We start from the raw sequence: 17,510 nt of genomic DNA, 5'->3' as shown, positions 1-17,510 counted from the left end.
CTATTTTTCCCAAAGGGAGAGCTGCTTGATGGCTCTATCAAAATCGCTTTCAAGCTGTTTCATCTCTCGGTCACGGTATATCTCGAATTCGCGTTGCGCCTTCTCCAGCGCCTGTTCGTGAGATATGCTTCCTTTACCTTCTAGCAGCTTTCGCCTTAATCGCACAATCAGGTCATCTAAAGCTTGAACCCAATCTTCCATTTTCATAGGAACTTGCTCAAGCGCTTGGAATTCGGCATAGTCGAGAAACTGCGACACCAGCAGATTGAGACGCTGCAGCTCGGCTTCACTGAGATAGTTCTTCGCTATCTTCACATCGTCCTCGGTAACATAAGAGCCCTTGAAGTTGGTCATGCCCACATAGGGCTTCTCGTTGTCCACCCTCCGGCATATAACTTCAGCAGCGGTATTCTCATGAACGGCATAATGCAGCTTATTCTGCACAGTCGCGAAAAAATTCCTCGTCGTAACAGATCGCGGATCATAGTCAATGGAGGTGGCGTAGATGTCTGTCACCTGTTGATAGAAATTGCGCTCACTCGATCGGATATCACGAATGCGCTGAAGAAGCTCTCTGAAGTATCGCGCCCCGCCCTGTTTAAGACGTTCGTCGTCAAGTGCAAACCCTTTCTGGATGTACTCGTGCAGCCTTGCGGTTGCCCATCGACGAAAACGGGTGGCAATGGGAGATTGAACGCGATACCCTACGGCAATGATCATATCAAGGTTGTAGTGTTCGATCTCACGATTTACTTGGCGAGACCCCTCCTTTCGAACTAACAAGAATTTCTTGTGAGTTGCTTCCGGAAGCTCACCGTCCGCATAGATAGATCGGACATGTTGGCTGATATTCTGCTGCGTCGTTTGGTAAACCTCAGCCAATTGGTCCTGAGTCAGCCAGACGTCTTCGTCGCTGAACAGCACCGAAACGTTAGTTTCTCCATCCTCGTCACGATAGAGCATTAACGTATTTTCAGCTTTCGTCATAATGCCCCCAGGCGCCCAAAGCTCGCATGATATAGCAAAAGCCGCCGAGCGAACTCGGCGGCTGACATTTCTTGGTCGCGGGGGGCGGATTTGAACCACCGACCTTCGGGTTATGAGCCCGACGAGCTGACCAGACTGCTCCACCCCGCAATGGGTTGCCTCAAAGGGCAAGGATATATATTACTCGCTCGGGTGCGGATTGCAAGCCTCCGAGCGAACTTTGTCCCATTCGGCACAAATCCTGCACATGTTTACCGCCCCAATAGTCTCCACGGCAATTTGTCGCATCGCACACGAACGACCATTCTGCTCCGTGCTATGATGCCGCCTATGCTTACCTTCATCAGACAACACGGCATTCCCCTCTGGGTCTACAAGGCGTCGCTGCTGTTGGCGGCGGCTATCTGGGGCATGGGCACCGTGGTCATCAAATCCACGGTGGACGAGTTCCCGCCTTCCTGGCTCGTGGGCGTGCGCTTCACGGGCGCGGGTATTATCCTGGGCATCGTCTGTCTGGGAAAACTTCGCGACCGCCTTTCTGCAGAGGGGCCTCAGCATCTGCGCGACGGCGCCATTCTGGGCGCATTGCTGTTCCTGTCATACTGGACGAACTCCACCGGCCTTACCGACACCACCGCTTCCAACAGCTCGTTTCTCACTACACTGTACGTGGTGATCATCCCCTTCCTCGGCTGGTTCATCATTCGGAAGAAGCCCACGCGCTTCAACATCGCGGCGGCGCTCGCCTGCGTCGGCGGCGTGGCCTGCGTGGCCTACACGGGCGCCGGCGCCTTCTCGCTGCGCTTCGGCGACGTGGTCACGCTGTTCTCGGCGCTCTTCCTCAGCCTGCATGTGCTGTACACGGCGAAGTTCGCGCCGGGCCGTTCCATGACGGTGCTCACCGTCATCCAGTTCATCGTAGCAGGCCTTCTGGGCTTCGCCGTCGGCGCCATCACCGAGCCCACCCCGAACTTCGCGAACCTCTCGCCCGACACCTGGATAAGCCTCGTCTACCTCACGGTACTCGCCTCCTGCGTGGCCTTGGGCCTGCAAAACGCCGCCGTGGCCCGGGTGGATCCAGCCCAGGCGGCCCTCTTCCTCTCCACAGAATGCGTCTTCGGGGTCATCTTCTCTATTCTGCTGCTCGGAGAGGTGCTCACGCCCTCGCTGTTCGCCGGCTTCGCCCTCATCTTCGCCGGCATCGTGATCAGCGAGTACTTGCCCCTGCGCGCCGAGAAGAAGCGCGCGCAACGGGCAGCCGAAGAAAAAGCGCCGGCCTCTTGCGAAGCCAGCGCCCCAATACGCGATCTGGAAGAGGCCGACGCCTTCATGCGCTAAGCAATGCCGAGGCAAGCTACGCCAACTCAAGCTCGCAATCCGTGACGGCCCCACGACCACCCGAGGACGTTCTCCAATCGGCTGCGACATAGCGAACCTTAGCCCATCGCGCGATGCGCAAAATGACGTAGAGCAGAAACACGCCCATGTAGACCGACACCGAAAACGCCGCCGAACCGCCCGTAAGACTTGCAGGAAGCAACAGCACCACAGCATGCGCCGTCACAAGGCCGAAGAACGCATAGGCCGCTTTCTGCACCACTTTCCACGTCTTGCCCCGCATGCGATGGCGCACGAAATTGAACGACGTCACCGTGAGCACACCCAGAATCACGCTTAGCGCCACCGCCATCGCCAAAGACGACGCCGTCGATGCCGACGCTGTGCTGAAGCCGCCGAGCGCAACATTAAGATAAACGCCCAAATAGCTCACGCCATGGCAGAGCACCAGCAACGCGGCAACAATGGAAAGCGGGCCTCGCGCCGGCTTCAGGTACTGGCGAAGACACGATGCCTCGGGCAGCACGCCCATGTACATAACTACCACGAACAGCGCATAGGGAAAGATGCAACGTCTCAAGAAGGGAAGCAGCTCGCGATTAAGCGTCGGAAGCGCTTGCCCCAAAATCCCCGAGAGGAAGAGCAGAGCCACGGCCACAGCAAGCACGTAAAACACGGCGGGCATGCGGATGAGCGGCGTGCGAAAGACAAGCGCGAACGCTACCGCCGCGCCAAGAGCAATGAGAATATCCATTCGAACGTATCTCCTTTATCTCCTGTCGGCGAGCCCCGTCGCCGACACAGCGCCAAGCACCGCCAGCGCTCCACCGAGCAGGGCCGCTGCTAGAAGCACGAAAACCGAGCCCTGCAGATACGCGAGAGAAAGAGCGCCGAGCCCAAGCGAAGCTGCCACCGTGCAGGGATAGAAAAACGCTCCGTACACGCAGCCGACGGCAAAGGCCTTTCGCGACTCGCCCTTTCGAAAGCCACCATAGGCCAGGGCAGCCACCGCCATGGGGGCGAGGGAGGATACCCCCATGACAGGGCTCATAAGGGACAGCAGCAGCGAAAACAGCACCACCGCCCCCGCAACAAGGGGGAAGCGCAGGCCTTTTCGCAAGCTAAACGTAAGCGCGAACGCCGAGGGCAGAGCCACCAGCACCGCATGAAAACCAAACACCCGCGGAAGCGCTAAGGCAGCCGGTCGCGTGACAAGGCCGAACAACACCAATGCCGCGAAAAGTGCCAGCGTGCCCAAAACCTGACGAAGCACGCCTCGCCCGCCAACGCTCGTCATCAGCGCGCCGCCCGCGACGCTAGCGCAGCTGCATCCTCGGCCATGAAACTTCGTACGAAGTCGGCCCAGCCGCCGTAGTAGTCGCCCGGCGCCTCATGCAAACGGTCGCAGAACAGCTCGATCCAGCAGCGCAGGTGCTCCTCGAGAAAGCGCCCCTGATCGTTTTGCCAGCGCTTTGCAGTCTCTTCGTCGGCCGCCTCGAGAGCCTCGGCCTCGCGCCGGGCGAGTGCCGCCATGAACTCAAGCTCGTAGCCCAAATGATCGTCAGGCACACGGTTGCGTTTCGCGACCGAAAGACCGCAACGCTCGTAGGCGTCGCGCACACGCTTCGTCGTCTCCGACAGCAAGCGCCGCGGATACCCCACGTACATCGATTCGTAAAGCGGCGCCAGCGGAGGACGCGGACCCACAAAGAGTTCAGCATACTCGCTGCGCACCCGCGTTCCCAGAGCATCCTCCTCAGCATCGAAAGAAGCGAGATGGACTAAGAGCTCACGCTCGCAGGGAAGGGTCCAGCCCTCCCCCGCCTCCAGGGCGGCCTGGGCGGCAACGATGCTCGCCTTCAGCTCTTCATCAGAGGGCTCCTGAAGAAAAGTCCGGGAAGCCAGCCCGTACAGCGCCGCTCGCCACCGCGCATGCTCGGCGCGCTCGCTGGCATCCATGGTTTCGAACTCATTCATAACTGACCCCCCGAAAACGATTTAGGCGATAGGAATGAAGCGGATGTTGGGATCGGTGGCCTCAACGGCGAAGCCAACGCCCTCGACCACGCCTCCCTGGGCTTCCAAATCCTCAATAGTGCCGACGGTGAGCACCTTCACCGGGCAGGCATCCACGCAAGCCGGGTTCTCGCCCTTGTCCAGGCGAGCCGCGCACATATCGCACTTCACCATACGGTCGTTCAAATCGTTCTCCTGGGGCGCACCGTAAGGGCAGGCCTTCTCGCAGGAATAGCAGCCGATGCAAACCTCAGGATCGTGCACCACGATACCGTCCTCGCGCTTGCTCACCGCGCCCGTAGGACACACATCCACGCAAGCCGGGTTGCTGCAATGGTTGCACGCAAGGGAAATGTAGGGACCGCGCAGCTCAATCTGAGAGCTAGATGCCTGGCGCGGGTACACGCCGGGAGTCAGGCCGTGGCGGGCGCGGCAAGCAGCCTGGCAGGTCTGGCAGCCAATGCAGTACTTCTGGTCGAGAAGAAATCCCATCTGGGTCATTTCAATATCCTTTCCGCAAACAGGCGCTTAGGCCTTGGCAATCTCAACGAGGCAGCTCTGGAAGGCGACGCCGCGGCCGAAATCGGCCTGAGAGTCGGTCGTCACACAGTTGACGTTCTCCACGCCGGTCACCGTCGACCACGTGCTCTTGTAGGTGCAAGCGGTGCCGGGAGCCATAACGCCCTCAACGATGCGGGCCTTGCGGCTCAGCGAGCCGCGATCGTTGAACACCGTGACCTCGTCGCCATCGCTAATGCCACGCGCCTGGGCGTCGGCCTCGTTCAGGAACACGTAGCTCTCACCGAACAGCAAGTTGTTGTCCTCCATGTTGCCGAACACGCCGTTCAGGAACTCCTTGGCGCTGGGGCTCACCAGATACAGAGGGTACTTCGCAAACAGCTCGGGAGCCTGGGAGGCGCTCTCGGGATCGGGGGTGTAGATCACCGTGCGCGTGCCGTGGTCGGCCTCAAGCTCATCGCAGGCGAACTGGAACTTCTTGGAAGGCGTGCCGAAGCCCTCTTCCAGCTGAGCTTCCCAGGTCTTGGGGGCCACATCGTACCAGCCGTTCTTGACAAGCTCGTCGTAGGTGTAGTCCTTGCCGTCCAAGAACAGGGCGCGCATATCGTCATAGGTGCGATTGAACACCGCGTCGTTGTAGCCCATGGCCTGGCCGAGCAGGTTGCACAGCTCCAGGTTGTCCTTGCACTCGCCCAAAGGCTCAATGACCTTCTCGTTGAAGCAGTCGTAGTTGTGGCCGTAGCCGCCGTTGAATTCCTCGTACTCGAAGAAGGTCGGAGCCGGCAGAACGATGTCGGCGTACTCCACCGTAGGCGTCACGAAAATATCGTGCACCACGGTGAACAGATTCTCGCGCTCGAGACCCTCGCGTACCAGGTTTTGATTCGGATTGGAAACCATGGGATTGCCGCCGAAGATCATGATAGAGCGGATGGGGTTCGTGGCGAAGTCGTGGCCCTCTCCGTAGTTTACGCCCGTCAGCACCTTGCCAAGCGCCGGCGAGGAGTAGTTGCGAATGGTGGAGGCGTCGGAAGACTCGGAAGGCACCGTCTCGGTGAACATATCCAGGTTGGCCGCCGTGTTCACACCATAGCCGCCCGAGCTCGTCATGTTGAAGTAGCACTCGGGGTGACCGATGAGGCCCGTGAGCATCTTGATGGAGATGTGGCTCATGCCGCCGTTGTTGCGACGACCGAGCTGCAGTCCGGTCTTCAGGCAGGCGTTCTCGCGGTTCTCCCACAGAAGCTCGGCGAACTGGCCCACCTGCTCGGCGGGAATGGCGCACTCGGCGGCCACCTTGTCGGCAGTCCATTCCGCAGCCGACCGAGCATAATCCTCATAGCCGATGGACCACTCGGCGATGAACTGCTCGTCGATCTTGCCAGCATCCATGAGGTACTTGGCTACGCCGAGCGCAAAAGCGCCGTCGGTGCCGGGCAGCAGCTGCACATGCAGATCGGCCCACTCGCATTCAGGAACGCGCACGGGGTTCACCACGGCAATCTTGCCGCCGGCCTTGTGCATCTCCTTGATGAACTTCATGGTATGCAAGCTACCGGCGGCAGGGTTATGCGACCAGGAGATGTACAGGTCTTTGTTGGCAATATCCTCGGCGCGCATAACGGTGATGGAGCCCGTCGTGTAGGGCAGCGAGAACACATACCCATTGTTGCACATACTCGCCTCGTGATAGGTAGCGCCCATCTTGAAGAAGAGCGGCTCCAGGCAACGGCGATGGATGGCGCCCTGGTTGCCCTGATAGCGGAACCAGGTGATGGCCTCGCCGCCGTTCTCGGCGATGATCTGCTTCCAGGTATCGGTGATGGTCTGGATGGCCTCATCCCAACTGATGCGCTCGAAGGTGCAGCCCGGGCCCTTCTTGCCCGTGCGCTTCATGGGATAGAGAATGCGGTCCTCGCGGTAGACGTAGTCAACATAGTTCTGCGTCTTCACGCACAGGCCACCAGCGGTGTAGGGGTTGTTCTTGTCGCCGCACACCTGCACAAGGCGTCCATCGACAACCTTGCTCATAATCATGCAAGTATCGAAGCAGTTGCGCGAGCAGGCGCTGTGATGCCATTCGCCCTCGGCCGTCTCGGCCTCATACTGATAACCAACAGCAGAAGTGGCGCCCTCACCCGTATCGGCCAGCTCGTCGCCTGCCTGCTGCTTGGGCGCGCAGCCCACCAGGCCCGTGCCGGCAACGCCCAGCGACAGGCCCGCCAAAGCCGATCCCTTCAGGAACCCGCGGCGGCTCACCTTTCCTCCTTGAACAGAGTCGGACATCAGAGTAATGTCCTGATTCTCTTTCATCACTTCTCCTCCTCACGTCTTAGGTACGTTAGAGTCGCGGCCTCTCGTTCCGCGTCTGGGGAGAAGTATTGCTTGGAAGGTATTTTCGCACATCCTCGCGAGTTTGGGATTTTGCATTTCTACGATGTCGACTCATCCTAAAATCCCTAGGATAAGTACGAGAAACGCCTGTTCAGAGCATCCCTAATAAAGGGATTCCGAGCCTTTGGCAATGAGCTCTTGGCGCGTGCGAACACCCACTTTCTCGTAAATATGCTTGACGTGGGTTTGCACAGTGGACTGACTAATGGTGAGCATTTCCGCAATGGCGGGCACATTGCGCCCCGAGAGCAGCAGCTCGGCTACCTCGGACTCGCGCGCCGAGAGACCGTACGTCTCAACCCAGCGAGAGGCCACTGCGGCAGGTGTCATACCAGAACGCTCAGGAGCGCCCAACATCGACGCGGCCATCGAACCTTCCCCCAATGTCTCCGCTCCCGAAGGGGCCTCCTCTTTCTGGCGTGCAAGCGCCATCTCCAGCTCAGCTTTCTGGAAGGTCGTATTCACACGCATAATGGAAAGAATGACCGCGATGACGATGACGTTAGCGCACACGAGCAGCAATACCGTCATCACCGAAGACTCGAAGGGCACAATGGCCACACCCACCAGCAACCCCACCACTTCGGCAGCGCTTAAGATGGCAAAGGCGCAGCCGTGAAGCATGCGCGAGGAATAGCCCCGACGGCGACAGATGGCAGCGAAGTGCGTCGTCAGCTGCACTTCCGCAATGTTGTGGGCCGCGAACACCATAGCGAAGGCGAGTACCTGAAGGTTCGAGTCGATGACGGCCACAACGGTGATACCCGCAAACGTGAGGGGCACGAAAACCCAGAAGGTTTTAACAGCCGGAAGACGCAGCACATAGGTGAGCACGGCAAGAACCAACGCCACAATGGCCACGAGGGCGGCCACCGAAAGCGAGAAACTGAGGAACAGCCGTCCATCGTCGAAAAGCCGCGTTACCGCCAAAGGCCACATCAAGCCAAAGGTGAGCCATAGAACCGCTGTGTACGAGGCAATCTTCCATTTGGTAAATCGGCTCCGATCCGGCTCTTGCACCTGAGAGACCAACGGCTTCAGTTCGGCAGCATCGCCCAGCGCCTCTCGACGGGACAAATCATGGAGCAGCACGGCGCCGCATGCGACAGGCAGTAACACGAGAACAGGCAGGGCGACGGCCGGTGCGTTGTTCACAATCAGCGCGTAAATCACGGCAGCCAAGGCCATGGCAAGAGGAACAACTCGCATGCTCAAACGCACGCTCAAGCTTCCGTACATTTTCCCAAACGCCAGGGCAAGGCAAGCGTCACCCACGCCAGCAACGAAAAAACCTCCGTACGCGAGCACGGCGTTCCCGCCAAGCAACGCGGTTCCGGCCAAGAGCGCGAGCACCCCCAAAGAAGCCGCCCCCGTGCCAAGGCAGATAACCGCCTTGTCGGAAAGCGCGCGGGACTGGTTGCGCCCGCAAAGAAATACACCCCACGACCCGAGGGCGAACGCCGCCAAGAAAGCCAACCGCCCACCGACCAGCGTCTCATAGGGATGGGCCGCGTAAACCACTGCCAACGGCGAGAAAAACAATCCCATGCGCCAGGCGAAGAGAAAAACCTGGCCGCACAATCTCAAAGGCGGAAGTGAGAGTCTGATATTCATGGGACTAGCATAGCATCCTCATCCTTTTCAGGCGACCAGAACTTGCCCGCCTCAAACCCCTCCAAGCCAATATCCCTATTATTTTAGGATGCCCGCAAAAGACCCCTCAACCCACGGCGAACACTGAACCTGTAAAGATTCTTGTCAGATTTCTCCGAAAACTGTAAAAATTTCTTACAGATTCGCCCTACTCCCGGCCGTCCCAACAGTAGGCGCAAACCTTCTCCGTATCGATGCCGATGGCTTCTAGCATGCCGAGAAAGCTCTGGCGCCCCAAGGAGTCGAAACACTCTCGATTTACTCTCGAAACACTCTCGATTTACTCTCGAAAATCGAGTCTAAATCGAGAGTAAGTAGAGTGCTCGCATCGTCTATTCGGTTAAAGCCTTCCCGCCTACTTGATTACGTACTTCCTCGAAGTGTCTGTCGAAGAAGCCGTGGGCACCACCAATCCTTCGGACACTAAGTGAGCCATCTGAGCCCTCAGCGTCGCAATTTTTCGACCTGTCATCTCGGCAATTTCCCGCATGCTCATAGGAGATTCAGCATTCTCCAGCACGTCGATGATGGCCTCACGCGCTGACACTTTGGGCGTTTTTGGCAACTCGCCATCATCGCGGAAAAGCTCGTATTTATCTTTCGACACTTTCTTCAGAAGACCATCGCCTTCGAGAGCCCCCAGCGCCAACCGTATTTCATCTGAATCATATCCGAGGCGCTGGTGCAACTTCCGCACCGAAACCTGTTTTTCTCTCCGCGCCTCAAGGAGCACGGCCCTCTCTGCCGAACTCATCGGGCGCGCAGTCACATTGTCCATCCACTCTCGGTTGGATGCAATTTCCGCTCCCCCACGCTGCAATACAACTTTGAAGAAATCGATACCCGCCTCAAACCGTGGCTCATCAAGTGCATGAGACTGCATTTCTCGAATCATAAGACGTACTCCCGAGCCCTGGCCTTCCACAGGTGCTCCTTCAGCGGAATATTCAGTACGCGAGACAAGCTGCATAAGGGAGCTGTTGCGGCAACGGGACTGTCCGTCGCCTAGAGTCTCAAGGGTCTTGCCGCCCCACAGTCCACCAGGGTTGGTAACTTCAATTCTGTCCGCAAAGATGTCGACCGATACCGACTGACCCACAAAAAAGCTCGAATACTCGCGATGAATGACGGCATTGGCAATGGCCTCACGCAACACATCACGCGGAATCTCGAGCTCATCATGTCGTCCGGATCCCTCAATGTAAGAATAAGTTCGCAGGTTGCGCGAAACAGCAATAACAGCCTCATCCACCGCCTCACCGATGGGCCCTTCGCAAATTATCCGATCCAAAAACCGCGGCCCCTCTGGCTCCGACTTCTCAATACCCGGATGAACGGTGACATCAACTACTAATTTGGGAAAGTACTCCTGCGGGTAAGCTCCCAAGCCCATCAAACCAGCAAGGCTCAGAGCACCCGATGCGGTGGTAACATTGAGTCGCTTCAAGTGCACACTTCGATCATCTGTGCCCCGCAACGCCCGCGACCCTCGCTCCTTCTCCCTCGTGAGCAAGCGATCTACTAACATTTGATCGAGGTCTTCCACTGACGAATCTTTTACCGCCTCGCGATCGGCGGGAGAGGGCTCGAATAAATGTTGCAGCTCGAATATTTCAGTAGGCGATAGCTTGATGTCTTTATCATCGACGCGCTTAAAAGCCCCGTTCGATAGGCCCCTGTCACGTAGGTAGCAGGGCTTAAAGCGAGCTTCCACCTCGCTAATCTCTATCACCAGAACTTGCGCGCCCTCAAAGTCAATTCGCTCCAAATCGTACTGGGGCATATTGCGAATCTTCGGCTTTGCATTGCCGCCCTCTTCCAGCCCAGAGACAAACTGATCCCTCACTCTATTGAGCTTGAATCCGGGTACGGGTCTGAAGCCTTCGTTTTCCTCCAGGCCCAATATAATAATGCCGCCGCGAGTGTTGCCGAAAGCGCTCACGCTCTCCCAGACATCTTTCGAGAGAGCATCGCGACATGCCTTCACCTCCACTTGTGCATCATCGCATCCCTGCCTGCGAAGCCTCTTTACGATACGCTCAAGTTCTTCAGGCGTCATAATGCAAACCTTTTCTCAGGGCCTATCTCAGAATAGAGCGCCGCATCACACTAGATGAAACAGCTCTCTACCTGCTCTCTAATCACTCTCGAAATTATACTGCAATTCGAGAGTGATTTCGAGAGTAGATAGAGAGTGATTAGAGAGCCGTTCCTTCTGCAAAAAGCGAGGGCGGGTCGCTCGGCGGCCCGCCCTCTCAGTTCGGCTTCTGCGAAACCGCAGCGTCGACCGATTCGCCCGTCCCGTAGGGCGGGCGGAGCCGGCTACTCCCGGCCGTCCCAGCAGTAGATGCAGATCTTCTCCGGGTCGATGCCGATGGCCTCGATCATGCCCTGGAGGCTCTGGTAGCTCAGGGAGTCGAAGCCCATGTCCTCGCAGATGGTCTTCAGCAGGCACTGGCCGCGCTCGGTGTTCGCGTCGGCGTACTCGGCCAGACGATCCAGGCCCTCGTCGCCCTCAAGCTGGTCCACCACGCGGCGGGCGATGAGGTCCATGTCCGACTTGCTGGACGAGAAGCTCAGGTACTTGCAGCTGTACATGATGGGCGGGCACGCGCTGCGCATGTGCACCTCGGCGGCGCCCGAGTCGTACAGGAAAATTGGCAAACAGCCCCATGCACCAGGCGAAGAGAAAGGTCTGACCGCATAGCCTCAACGGGGGAAATGGGAGTCTGGCATTCATACGCGTTGCATAGCATCCTTGTCGTTTTCAGGCGACAAGAACTTACCCAGCCCAAGCCCTTTCAGGGCCAATATCCTTATTATTTTAGAATGCCATAGTTCCGGATTCCTTGAGAGGAGGCGAGTTGACTCGTTGCGACAACTTGAAATGAGCCAAAAGAGCTGATAGCAAGGTGCCCTTGTGTAGACACAAGGGCACCGCGACAACAAGCATTTAAGGGGCAAGTGCTATAGCGGCAAGACAACCTAGAGGGGAGGGGATAGGAAGCATCCGGCCAAGCACCTGAAACCTTAATGCTTTTGCGAAAGGAAGAGCAGCTGCAGCCGGTTACACGCTATGGCATGTTCCACATTCGAAAACATTATGATGATGGCAAGTTGAGCACTTGTTCAGGGCATTTTGAGCAATATCTCCATCGCTGCTATGCATCTTGTGGCAATCACCGCAAATAATTGCGCTATGATCCTCGCTTTTGGGCAGAGCGTGAGGATTTACCACTGTGCCGTGCTCGTCGACAAGACCTTGATAGCCCATGGTCTTCTGAGCAAGCTCCTCGTAACTCCCGTGACACGAGAGACACTGCTCCTGGTCAACATTAGTTTTCTTGAGTTTCTTGGGCATCTTATCCTCAGACGTCACGCCGTCGTGTCGTTTTGCTAGCCCATCAGTATCAGAGTGGCAGTCTATGCAATTTGTAGCTGCATGCAAAGACGCTACACAGTTCGCATCAGCGCGGGATTCCTCTTCTACCGTATGGCACGTCGCGCAATCGGATTCGGGAGACCATTCTACGGTGACGGTTCCAACAGCAGCCTCTTCGCCCTTTTCGGCTGAGCCCGTGGTCGACAAGGTCTTCGGAGCGCACGCTGTGGCCAGAGCGAGCATGGCGCCCAACACAATGACCGGAAGAACCTTCTTCAAAAAAGACTTGCCTTCCATGACTATTCCGCCTTCTGCTCCCAAGACTCCAGCGTGGCGACATGATTCGCCGCAATGTAGCCAACAATGTATCCATTGGCTGTCGTGCATCCACCCCAACCATATCCGGGGCCCATGATGTTGGCGATGCAATTCGACCCTGCGTACAAACGCGGAATAGGGTTACCTTGAACGTTCATGACCTGGGCATTCTCGTTGATTACGAGACCGCCCTTAGTCTGCATGAGTCCAGGATAGAGTTTCATGCAATAGAAGGGGCCCTCGTTAAGCGGCGCAAGACAGGGATTTTTCAGCTCGCCGCTCTCCACGCGGGACGGATCGCCACACGTAAACCTGTCCCAAGAGGAAACACCACGATTCCAGTCGAGATCGACACCCGTCTCGCAGAAGCCGTTATACCGCTCAACGGTGGCAAGCAAAGCGCTTTTATCGATGCCCTCGCCGTCAGCAAGCGCCTCGAGAGTATCATATTGGGCGACATAATCGGGAATCGGCTCCCCCTTCTCTGCCAACTGCTGTAGCGTCGGCATACCGTTTCCGAGAAGCCCCTTGTAAGTCTTGTCGAAAATGAGGAAGCCAGGAATGTTGCGCCATTCCTTCCAACCAGGATCATAGAGTTCGAATCCTCGGCCGAAGCAATCATAGGAGGTGGACTCATCGACAAACCGCTGACCGTGCCGATTGACCACGATGGAGCCAGCCTGCCCAGGACCTAGCATCATGCGACCAGTGGACTGTTCGGTATTGACAGTCTTTCCATCGTCGGCGCTCAAATCAGTAATGGCATAGTTCATCTCTTCCTCAATAGGCGTAAAGGCCATGCGAAAGCTTTCCTTCATGTTGCGTAAATCAGCACCAAGTTCCATAGCCATGAGGTGGCCATCACCCGTGTTCGTCTCAATAGCGTTGGTGGCATACATCGGATTGGGAATGAAGGCCTCCATCATCGCCTTGTTGTGGTCGAAACCGCCTGTACCCAGAATTACTGCATAGCGGGCCTTGACGGCAATGGTGCCATTTTCGGTTTCTGCATAGAGGCCCACTACTTCGCCATCTTCCAATTGAGGATTGCCGTTGTAGATGAGCTGTTTGGCGGCTGTGCCCATAAGCACTTCGATACCGCGCTCATCAATCGCGTCCTTGAAATAGGCCGTCCAGGCACGACCGAGCATCTTGCCATCTTCGGTGGGTTCTACGCCGACATGCCCCTGAACGCCACCGAAGTCCTTGTCCAACACGCTCAATGGCGTGTACACGGAATAGGGCATGGTGGTGCCGGAGAAATAGCTGATGGGAAAATCGCACTCATCCGCAAGGTAGTCAATGGCCGGTACATAGTTCTCAAGCATAGCCTCGAGAACCGTATCGCTTGTCCGTCCCTCGGAGGTATCGACCATGTACTCCTTGCAAAGCTCGCGCGGAATCTCAGGGGCACCGCTCTCGAGCGCAACCGTGCTATTCGGGCAAGAGCAGCCACCACCATGGAAATATGACGTACCGCCAAAATGCGTGGGGTGTTTCTCGATAATAAGGGTCTCAAGCCCCGAATCGTGTGCACGTAGAGCTGCAGGCAGAATCGTGCCCGTTCCCACTACGATAACATCGACCTCGCGATCCCACTTCTCCGGTAAAACTCCTGTAGCCGCCCCAGTAGCAGCCATCGGTTGCTCCGAAGAGCAGCCGGCCATGGTCAAGCCGCCGAGCGCAGCAACGGCAACACTTCCCTTAAAGAAGCTTCGACGACTAAGTGTGTTGACTTCCATTTCTCCTCCTTGTTTTCTAAGGGCGCATCACTATCGGCGTCAATCAGTTATCTGCCCTTTGAACAATGCACCAAGAGAATCGCAATTTACCTCGTTTTCATCGACCTCCTTAAAGGGCGTTTCCCCATTTTTGTCTCGCCCAAAAAGGGCGAAATTAACCTTAAACTGGGAAAACATGAAATTACACGTTTGTGTCACGCATTGGTTCGTGTCATACTATTTGGCATTAACAAGGGGGCTGTTCAGCTATGCAAATTGCGAAGACGATTTAAAGTGCGGATATTCTCTTCTTTACACCAACGTCTGAACCGGCTTGTCCACGAGCAGGCCAAAGCCAACCTACTCCTGGCCTCTTTTATTCTCGGTATAATCTGGGGATGGTATATCTATGCTGGCAACGTTGGGCAGCAGGTGCTTGGCGTTTATCTAAGCGAACCGACGCTTTTTAAGGGATGCTCGGTTATTACCGCCGCGTTCATCATGTTCGTATATCCATGTTTTCGCCTGCGACACGACTGCGATCGGCAGTTCGTGCTCCTGGCCGTTGCATGCGCCGGGCTCTGCACCGTCTTAACATGGGCGTCTACTTACTATCGTGTCTTCGAGTTGCTTTTGACATGTACTGGAGGTTTTGCTGGAGGCTGCACTTATGGGATTCTATTTGCCCACTGGATCGCCAGAGTGGCTCCAAGGGAGTTTCCCTTGCTCATCTTTGAGCTTAGTCTTGCTTCTATTATCATGATTATCTGCTATTTCCTACTTATTGCGCTGCCCACGTTTGCTGCTCCCTGGATCGCCCTGAGCCTTCCGCTCACTGCGGGAATGATTGCCCTAAGCCCAACGAATCCAGAGGAACGAGAGACCTCTCCCAAGGCTGCAGCAAAGCAAACCCCCAATATCCCTTTGTTTGTTGCTTCGATATTGCTGAGCGGCGGCATCTCCAAAACCCTTCTCACCAATAACTGGGTTGCTGCAGATTCGTTCGGTTGGCTTTGGGCAACAATTCCACTCGGAATAGCTCTCTGCTTGCTTTCGGTTTTCGCCTCCGCAAAAAATGCACCGATTGTTACATACTCTTTTCTATCCTCTTTCGTCAGCTTTGTTGTTCTTTGTACCTTATTTCTCCCATCTCAGCATTTCTCGCTTGCCGGGCTCATGTTTGCAAGTGCCTGGTTCCTTCTTGTTTACACCATAGCGTCATCAATATGGCTCGGAGGCTTGCACTCTGCCAACCCTTCTGTCTTTGCCTGCGCCATAATTGGGTGGTTTTTCTTCCTGACTGAGGCGACGGCATACTTTACAAAATTTTTCCCCATGCACGACACAAGCCTCTTGATAATCGCCGTCGTTCTACTAATGATATCGCTTGCTCTCATGATGATTGCGAGCAATCTGCAAGCTACCCGCTCCGACAATAGCGGCACAGCCTCCTCATTGAAAAGCCCTGAGGAAACTGACATTATCGAACACTGTCGAGCAATCGCCGGCCAGTATGGCCTCACCGAGCGAGAGTATGATGTCCTTACCCTGCTAGCAAAAGGCAATTCCCTTAAGAGTATTGCAGAGAAACTAATCGTGTCAGAGAATACGGTGAAGTCTCATCGACGGCATGTTTACCAAAAATTGGGAATCAACTCCCGGCAGAGCCTTATCGATATGATCGAAAGAAACTAAAAGGCGAGCCGACCAATCGACTCGCCTTTCGAAAGCGTTCCAAAACTGCACCTACTCCCGGCCGTCCCAACAGTAGGTGCAGATCTTCTCCGGGTCGATGCCGATGGCCTCGATCATGCCCTGGAGGCTCTGGTAGCTCAGGGAGTCGAAGCCCATGTCCTCGCAGATGGTCTTCAGCAGGCACTGGCCGCGCTCGGTGTTCGCGTCGGCGTACTCGGCCAGATGATCCAGGCCCTCGTCGCCCTCAAGCTGATCCACCACGCGGCGGGCGATGAGGTCCATGTCCGACTTGCTGGACGAGAAGCTTAAGTACTTGCAGCTGTACATGATGGGCGGGCACGCGCTGCGCATGTGCACCTCGGCGGCACCCGAGTCGTACAGGAAGTTCACCGTCTCGCGCAGCTGCGTGCCACGCACGATGGAGTCGTCCACGAACAACAGCTTCTTGTCGCGGATGAGCTCGGGCACGGGCACCTGCTTCATGTTCGCGATCTTGTTGCGCAAATCCTGGTTGGCCGGCATGAACGAGCGCGGCCAGGTGGGCGTGTACTTGATGAACGGACGGCCGAAGGGCATGCCGCTTTCCGTGGAGTAGCCGATGGCGTGCGGCACACCCGAATCGGGCACGCCGGCCACGTAATCCACCTCGGGGCAAGCGCCGCGGGCGGCCTCGTTGCGAGCCATGACGGCGCCATTGCGATAGCGCATCACCTCCACGTTCACACCCTCGTAGTTGGAGTTGGGGTAGCCGTAGTACACCCACATGAAGGCGCACATCTTCATCTCGTCGCGCGCCGGCGAGAGCACCTCGATGGCGTCGGGCGTGAGCCGCACGATTTCCGCCGGGCCCAGCTCGTACTCGTCGTGGTAGCCCAGCTTGTGATAGGCGAACGACTCGAAGGCCACGCAATGGCCGTTGTCGTCGGCGCCCACCAGCACGGGCAGACGTCCCATGAAGTCGCGCGCGGCAATAAGGTCACCGTCTTCGGTCATGATGAGCAGCGTGAGCGAGCCGTCAATCTTCGACTGGGCGTACTGAATGCCGGAAACCAGGTCGTCCTTCTGGTTGATGAGCGCGGCCACCAGCTCGGTGGAATTCACCGCGCCGGAACTGAGGGCCATGAACTGGCTGTTGGCCTGGGCAAAATATTCGCTCACCAGGTCCTCGGCATTGTTGATGGCGCCGATGGTGGTAATGGCGAAGGTGCCCAAATGGGAGCGCACCAGCAGCGGCTGCGGGTCGGCGTCCGAGATGCAGCCGATGGCGCTCGTGCCGTGGAAGCGCACGATGTCGTCCTCGAACTTCGTGCGGAAGGGCGTGTTCTCGATGGAGTGAATCTGCCGCTGGAAGCCGTCCTCGCGATCGCGCACGATCATGCCCGCCCGGCGCGTGCCGAGGTGAGAGTGGTAATCGACTCCGAAGAAAACGTCCAGCACCACGTCGCGCTTGGAAACTGCACCGAAAAAGCCGCCCATGAAGTCCTCCG

At 56.9% G+C, this 17,510-nt stretch carries 14 protein-coding genes and 1 tRNA gene; 2 read left to right on the top strand and 13 right to left on the bottom strand.

Going from position 1 to position 17,510, the window contains the following annotated elements; all coding sequences use genetic code 11:
* Together VJ923_RS03310 and VJ923_RS03305 are read right to left on the bottom strand one after the other, a co-directional pair.
* Complete coding sequence (locus VJ923_RS03310; protein WP_326438501.1) at window positions 1-987, bottom strand: virulence RhuM family protein; 987 nt, start codon at window positions 985-987, stop codon at window positions 1-3.
* Between the two features lie 72 nt (window positions 988-1,059).
* Window positions 1,060-1,137: transfer RNA gene (locus VJ923_RS03305), tRNA-Met, on the bottom strand.
* A 180-nt stretch (window positions 1,138-1,317) separates the two neighbouring features.
* Between VJ923_RS03305 and VJ923_RS03300 the strand changes: the two genes are divergently transcribed.
* Window positions 1,318-2,325 carry a DMT family transporter gene (locus VJ923_RS03300; RefSeq protein WP_326438499.1) on the top strand — a complete coding sequence of 336 codons (1,008 nt, stop codon included), beginning with the start codon at window positions 1,318-1,320 and terminating at the stop codon, window positions 2,323-2,325.
* Window positions 2,326-2,341: 16 nt separating this feature from the next.
* Here VJ923_RS03300 and VJ923_RS03295 read toward each other — a convergent pair whose 3' ends face one another.
* The 10 genes from VJ923_RS03295 to VJ923_RS03250 form a co-directional block, all read right to left on the bottom strand.
* On the bottom strand, window positions 2,342-3,079 hold the full coding sequence (locus tag VJ923_RS03295; protein WP_326438497.1) for a hypothetical protein: 738 nt from the start codon (window positions 3,077-3,079) through the stop codon (window positions 2,342-2,344).
* Between the two features lie 15 nt (window positions 3,080-3,094).
* Window positions 3,095-3,598, bottom strand: a complete 504-nt coding sequence (locus VJ923_RS03290) for a hypothetical protein (RefSeq protein ID WP_326438495.1) — start codon at window positions 3,596-3,598, stop codon at window positions 3,095-3,097.
* Between the two features lie 23 nt (window positions 3,599-3,621).
* Window positions 3,622-4,302 (bottom strand): TorD/DmsD family molecular chaperone, encoded by a 681-nt coding sequence (locus VJ923_RS03285; protein WP_326438493.1) that lies wholly within the window; start codon window positions 4,300-4,302, stop codon window positions 3,622-3,624.
* A gap of 21 nt (window positions 4,303-4,323) precedes the next feature.
* The gene (locus tag VJ923_RS03280) at window positions 4,324-4,842 is read right to left on the bottom strand and encodes a 4Fe-4S dicluster domain-containing protein (RefSeq protein ID WP_326438490.1); all 519 of its coding nucleotides are present in this window, start codon (window positions 4,840-4,842) and stop codon (window positions 4,324-4,326) included.
* 27 nt (window positions 4,843-4,869) lie between these two features.
* Window positions 4,870-7,173: a molybdopterin-dependent oxidoreductase gene (locus tag VJ923_RS03275; RefSeq protein WP_326438488.1), complete on the bottom strand. Its 2,304-nt coding sequence runs from the start codon at window positions 7,171-7,173 to the stop codon at window positions 4,870-4,872.
* A 183-nt stretch (window positions 7,174-7,356) separates the two neighbouring features.
* On the bottom strand, window positions 7,357-8,868 hold the full coding sequence (locus VJ923_RS03270) for a response regulator transcription factor (protein WP_326438486.1): 1,512 nt from the start codon (window positions 8,866-8,868) through the stop codon (window positions 7,357-7,359).
* A 394-nt stretch (window positions 8,869-9,262) separates the two neighbouring features.
* Window positions 9,263-10,966, bottom strand: coding sequence for an ATP-binding protein (locus VJ923_RS03265; RefSeq protein WP_326438484.1), 1,704 nt, complete (start codon window positions 10,964-10,966; stop codon window positions 9,263-9,265).
* A 263-nt stretch (window positions 10,967-11,229) separates the two neighbouring features.
* Window positions 11,230-11,571, bottom strand: a complete 342-nt coding sequence (locus VJ923_RS03260; protein WP_326438482.1) for a hypothetical protein — start codon at window positions 11,569-11,571, stop codon at window positions 11,230-11,232.
* Window positions 11,572-11,974: 403 nt separating this feature from the next.
* On the bottom strand, window positions 11,975-12,586 hold the full coding sequence (locus VJ923_RS03255; RefSeq protein ID WP_326438480.1) for a cytochrome c3 family protein: 612 nt from the start codon (window positions 12,584-12,586) through the stop codon (window positions 11,975-11,977).
* Window positions 12,587-12,588: 2 nt separating this feature from the next.
* Entirely contained in the window at window positions 12,589-14,349 is a 1,761-nt protein-coding gene (locus VJ923_RS03250) for an FAD-binding protein (RefSeq protein WP_326438478.1), read from the bottom strand.
* Between the two features lie 702 nt (window positions 14,350-15,051).
* Between VJ923_RS03250 and VJ923_RS03245 the strand changes: the two genes are divergently transcribed.
* Window positions 15,052-16,023: a response regulator transcription factor gene (locus VJ923_RS03245; protein WP_326438476.1), complete on the top strand. Its 972-nt coding sequence runs from the start codon at window positions 15,052-15,054 to the stop codon at window positions 16,021-16,023.
* A gap of 51 nt (window positions 16,024-16,074) precedes the next feature.
* On the opposite strand, the gene VJ923_RS03240 is transcribed toward VJ923_RS03245, so the two are convergent.
* Complete coding sequence (locus tag VJ923_RS03240) at window positions 16,075-17,499, bottom strand: amidophosphoribosyltransferase (protein ID WP_326438474.1); 1,425 nt, start codon at window positions 17,497-17,499, stop codon at window positions 16,075-16,077.
* Window positions 17,500-17,510 lie beyond the last annotated feature (11 nt).

Source organism: Adlercreutzia shanghongiae, from assembly GCF_035830635.1.
GTDB classification, from domain to species: domain Bacteria; phylum Actinomycetota; class Coriobacteriia; order Coriobacteriales; family Eggerthellaceae; genus Adlercreutzia; species Adlercreutzia shanghongiae.
The sequence above is the reverse complement of the archived record's forward strand: the minus strand, read 5'-3'. Positions and strand labels throughout refer to the sequence as shown.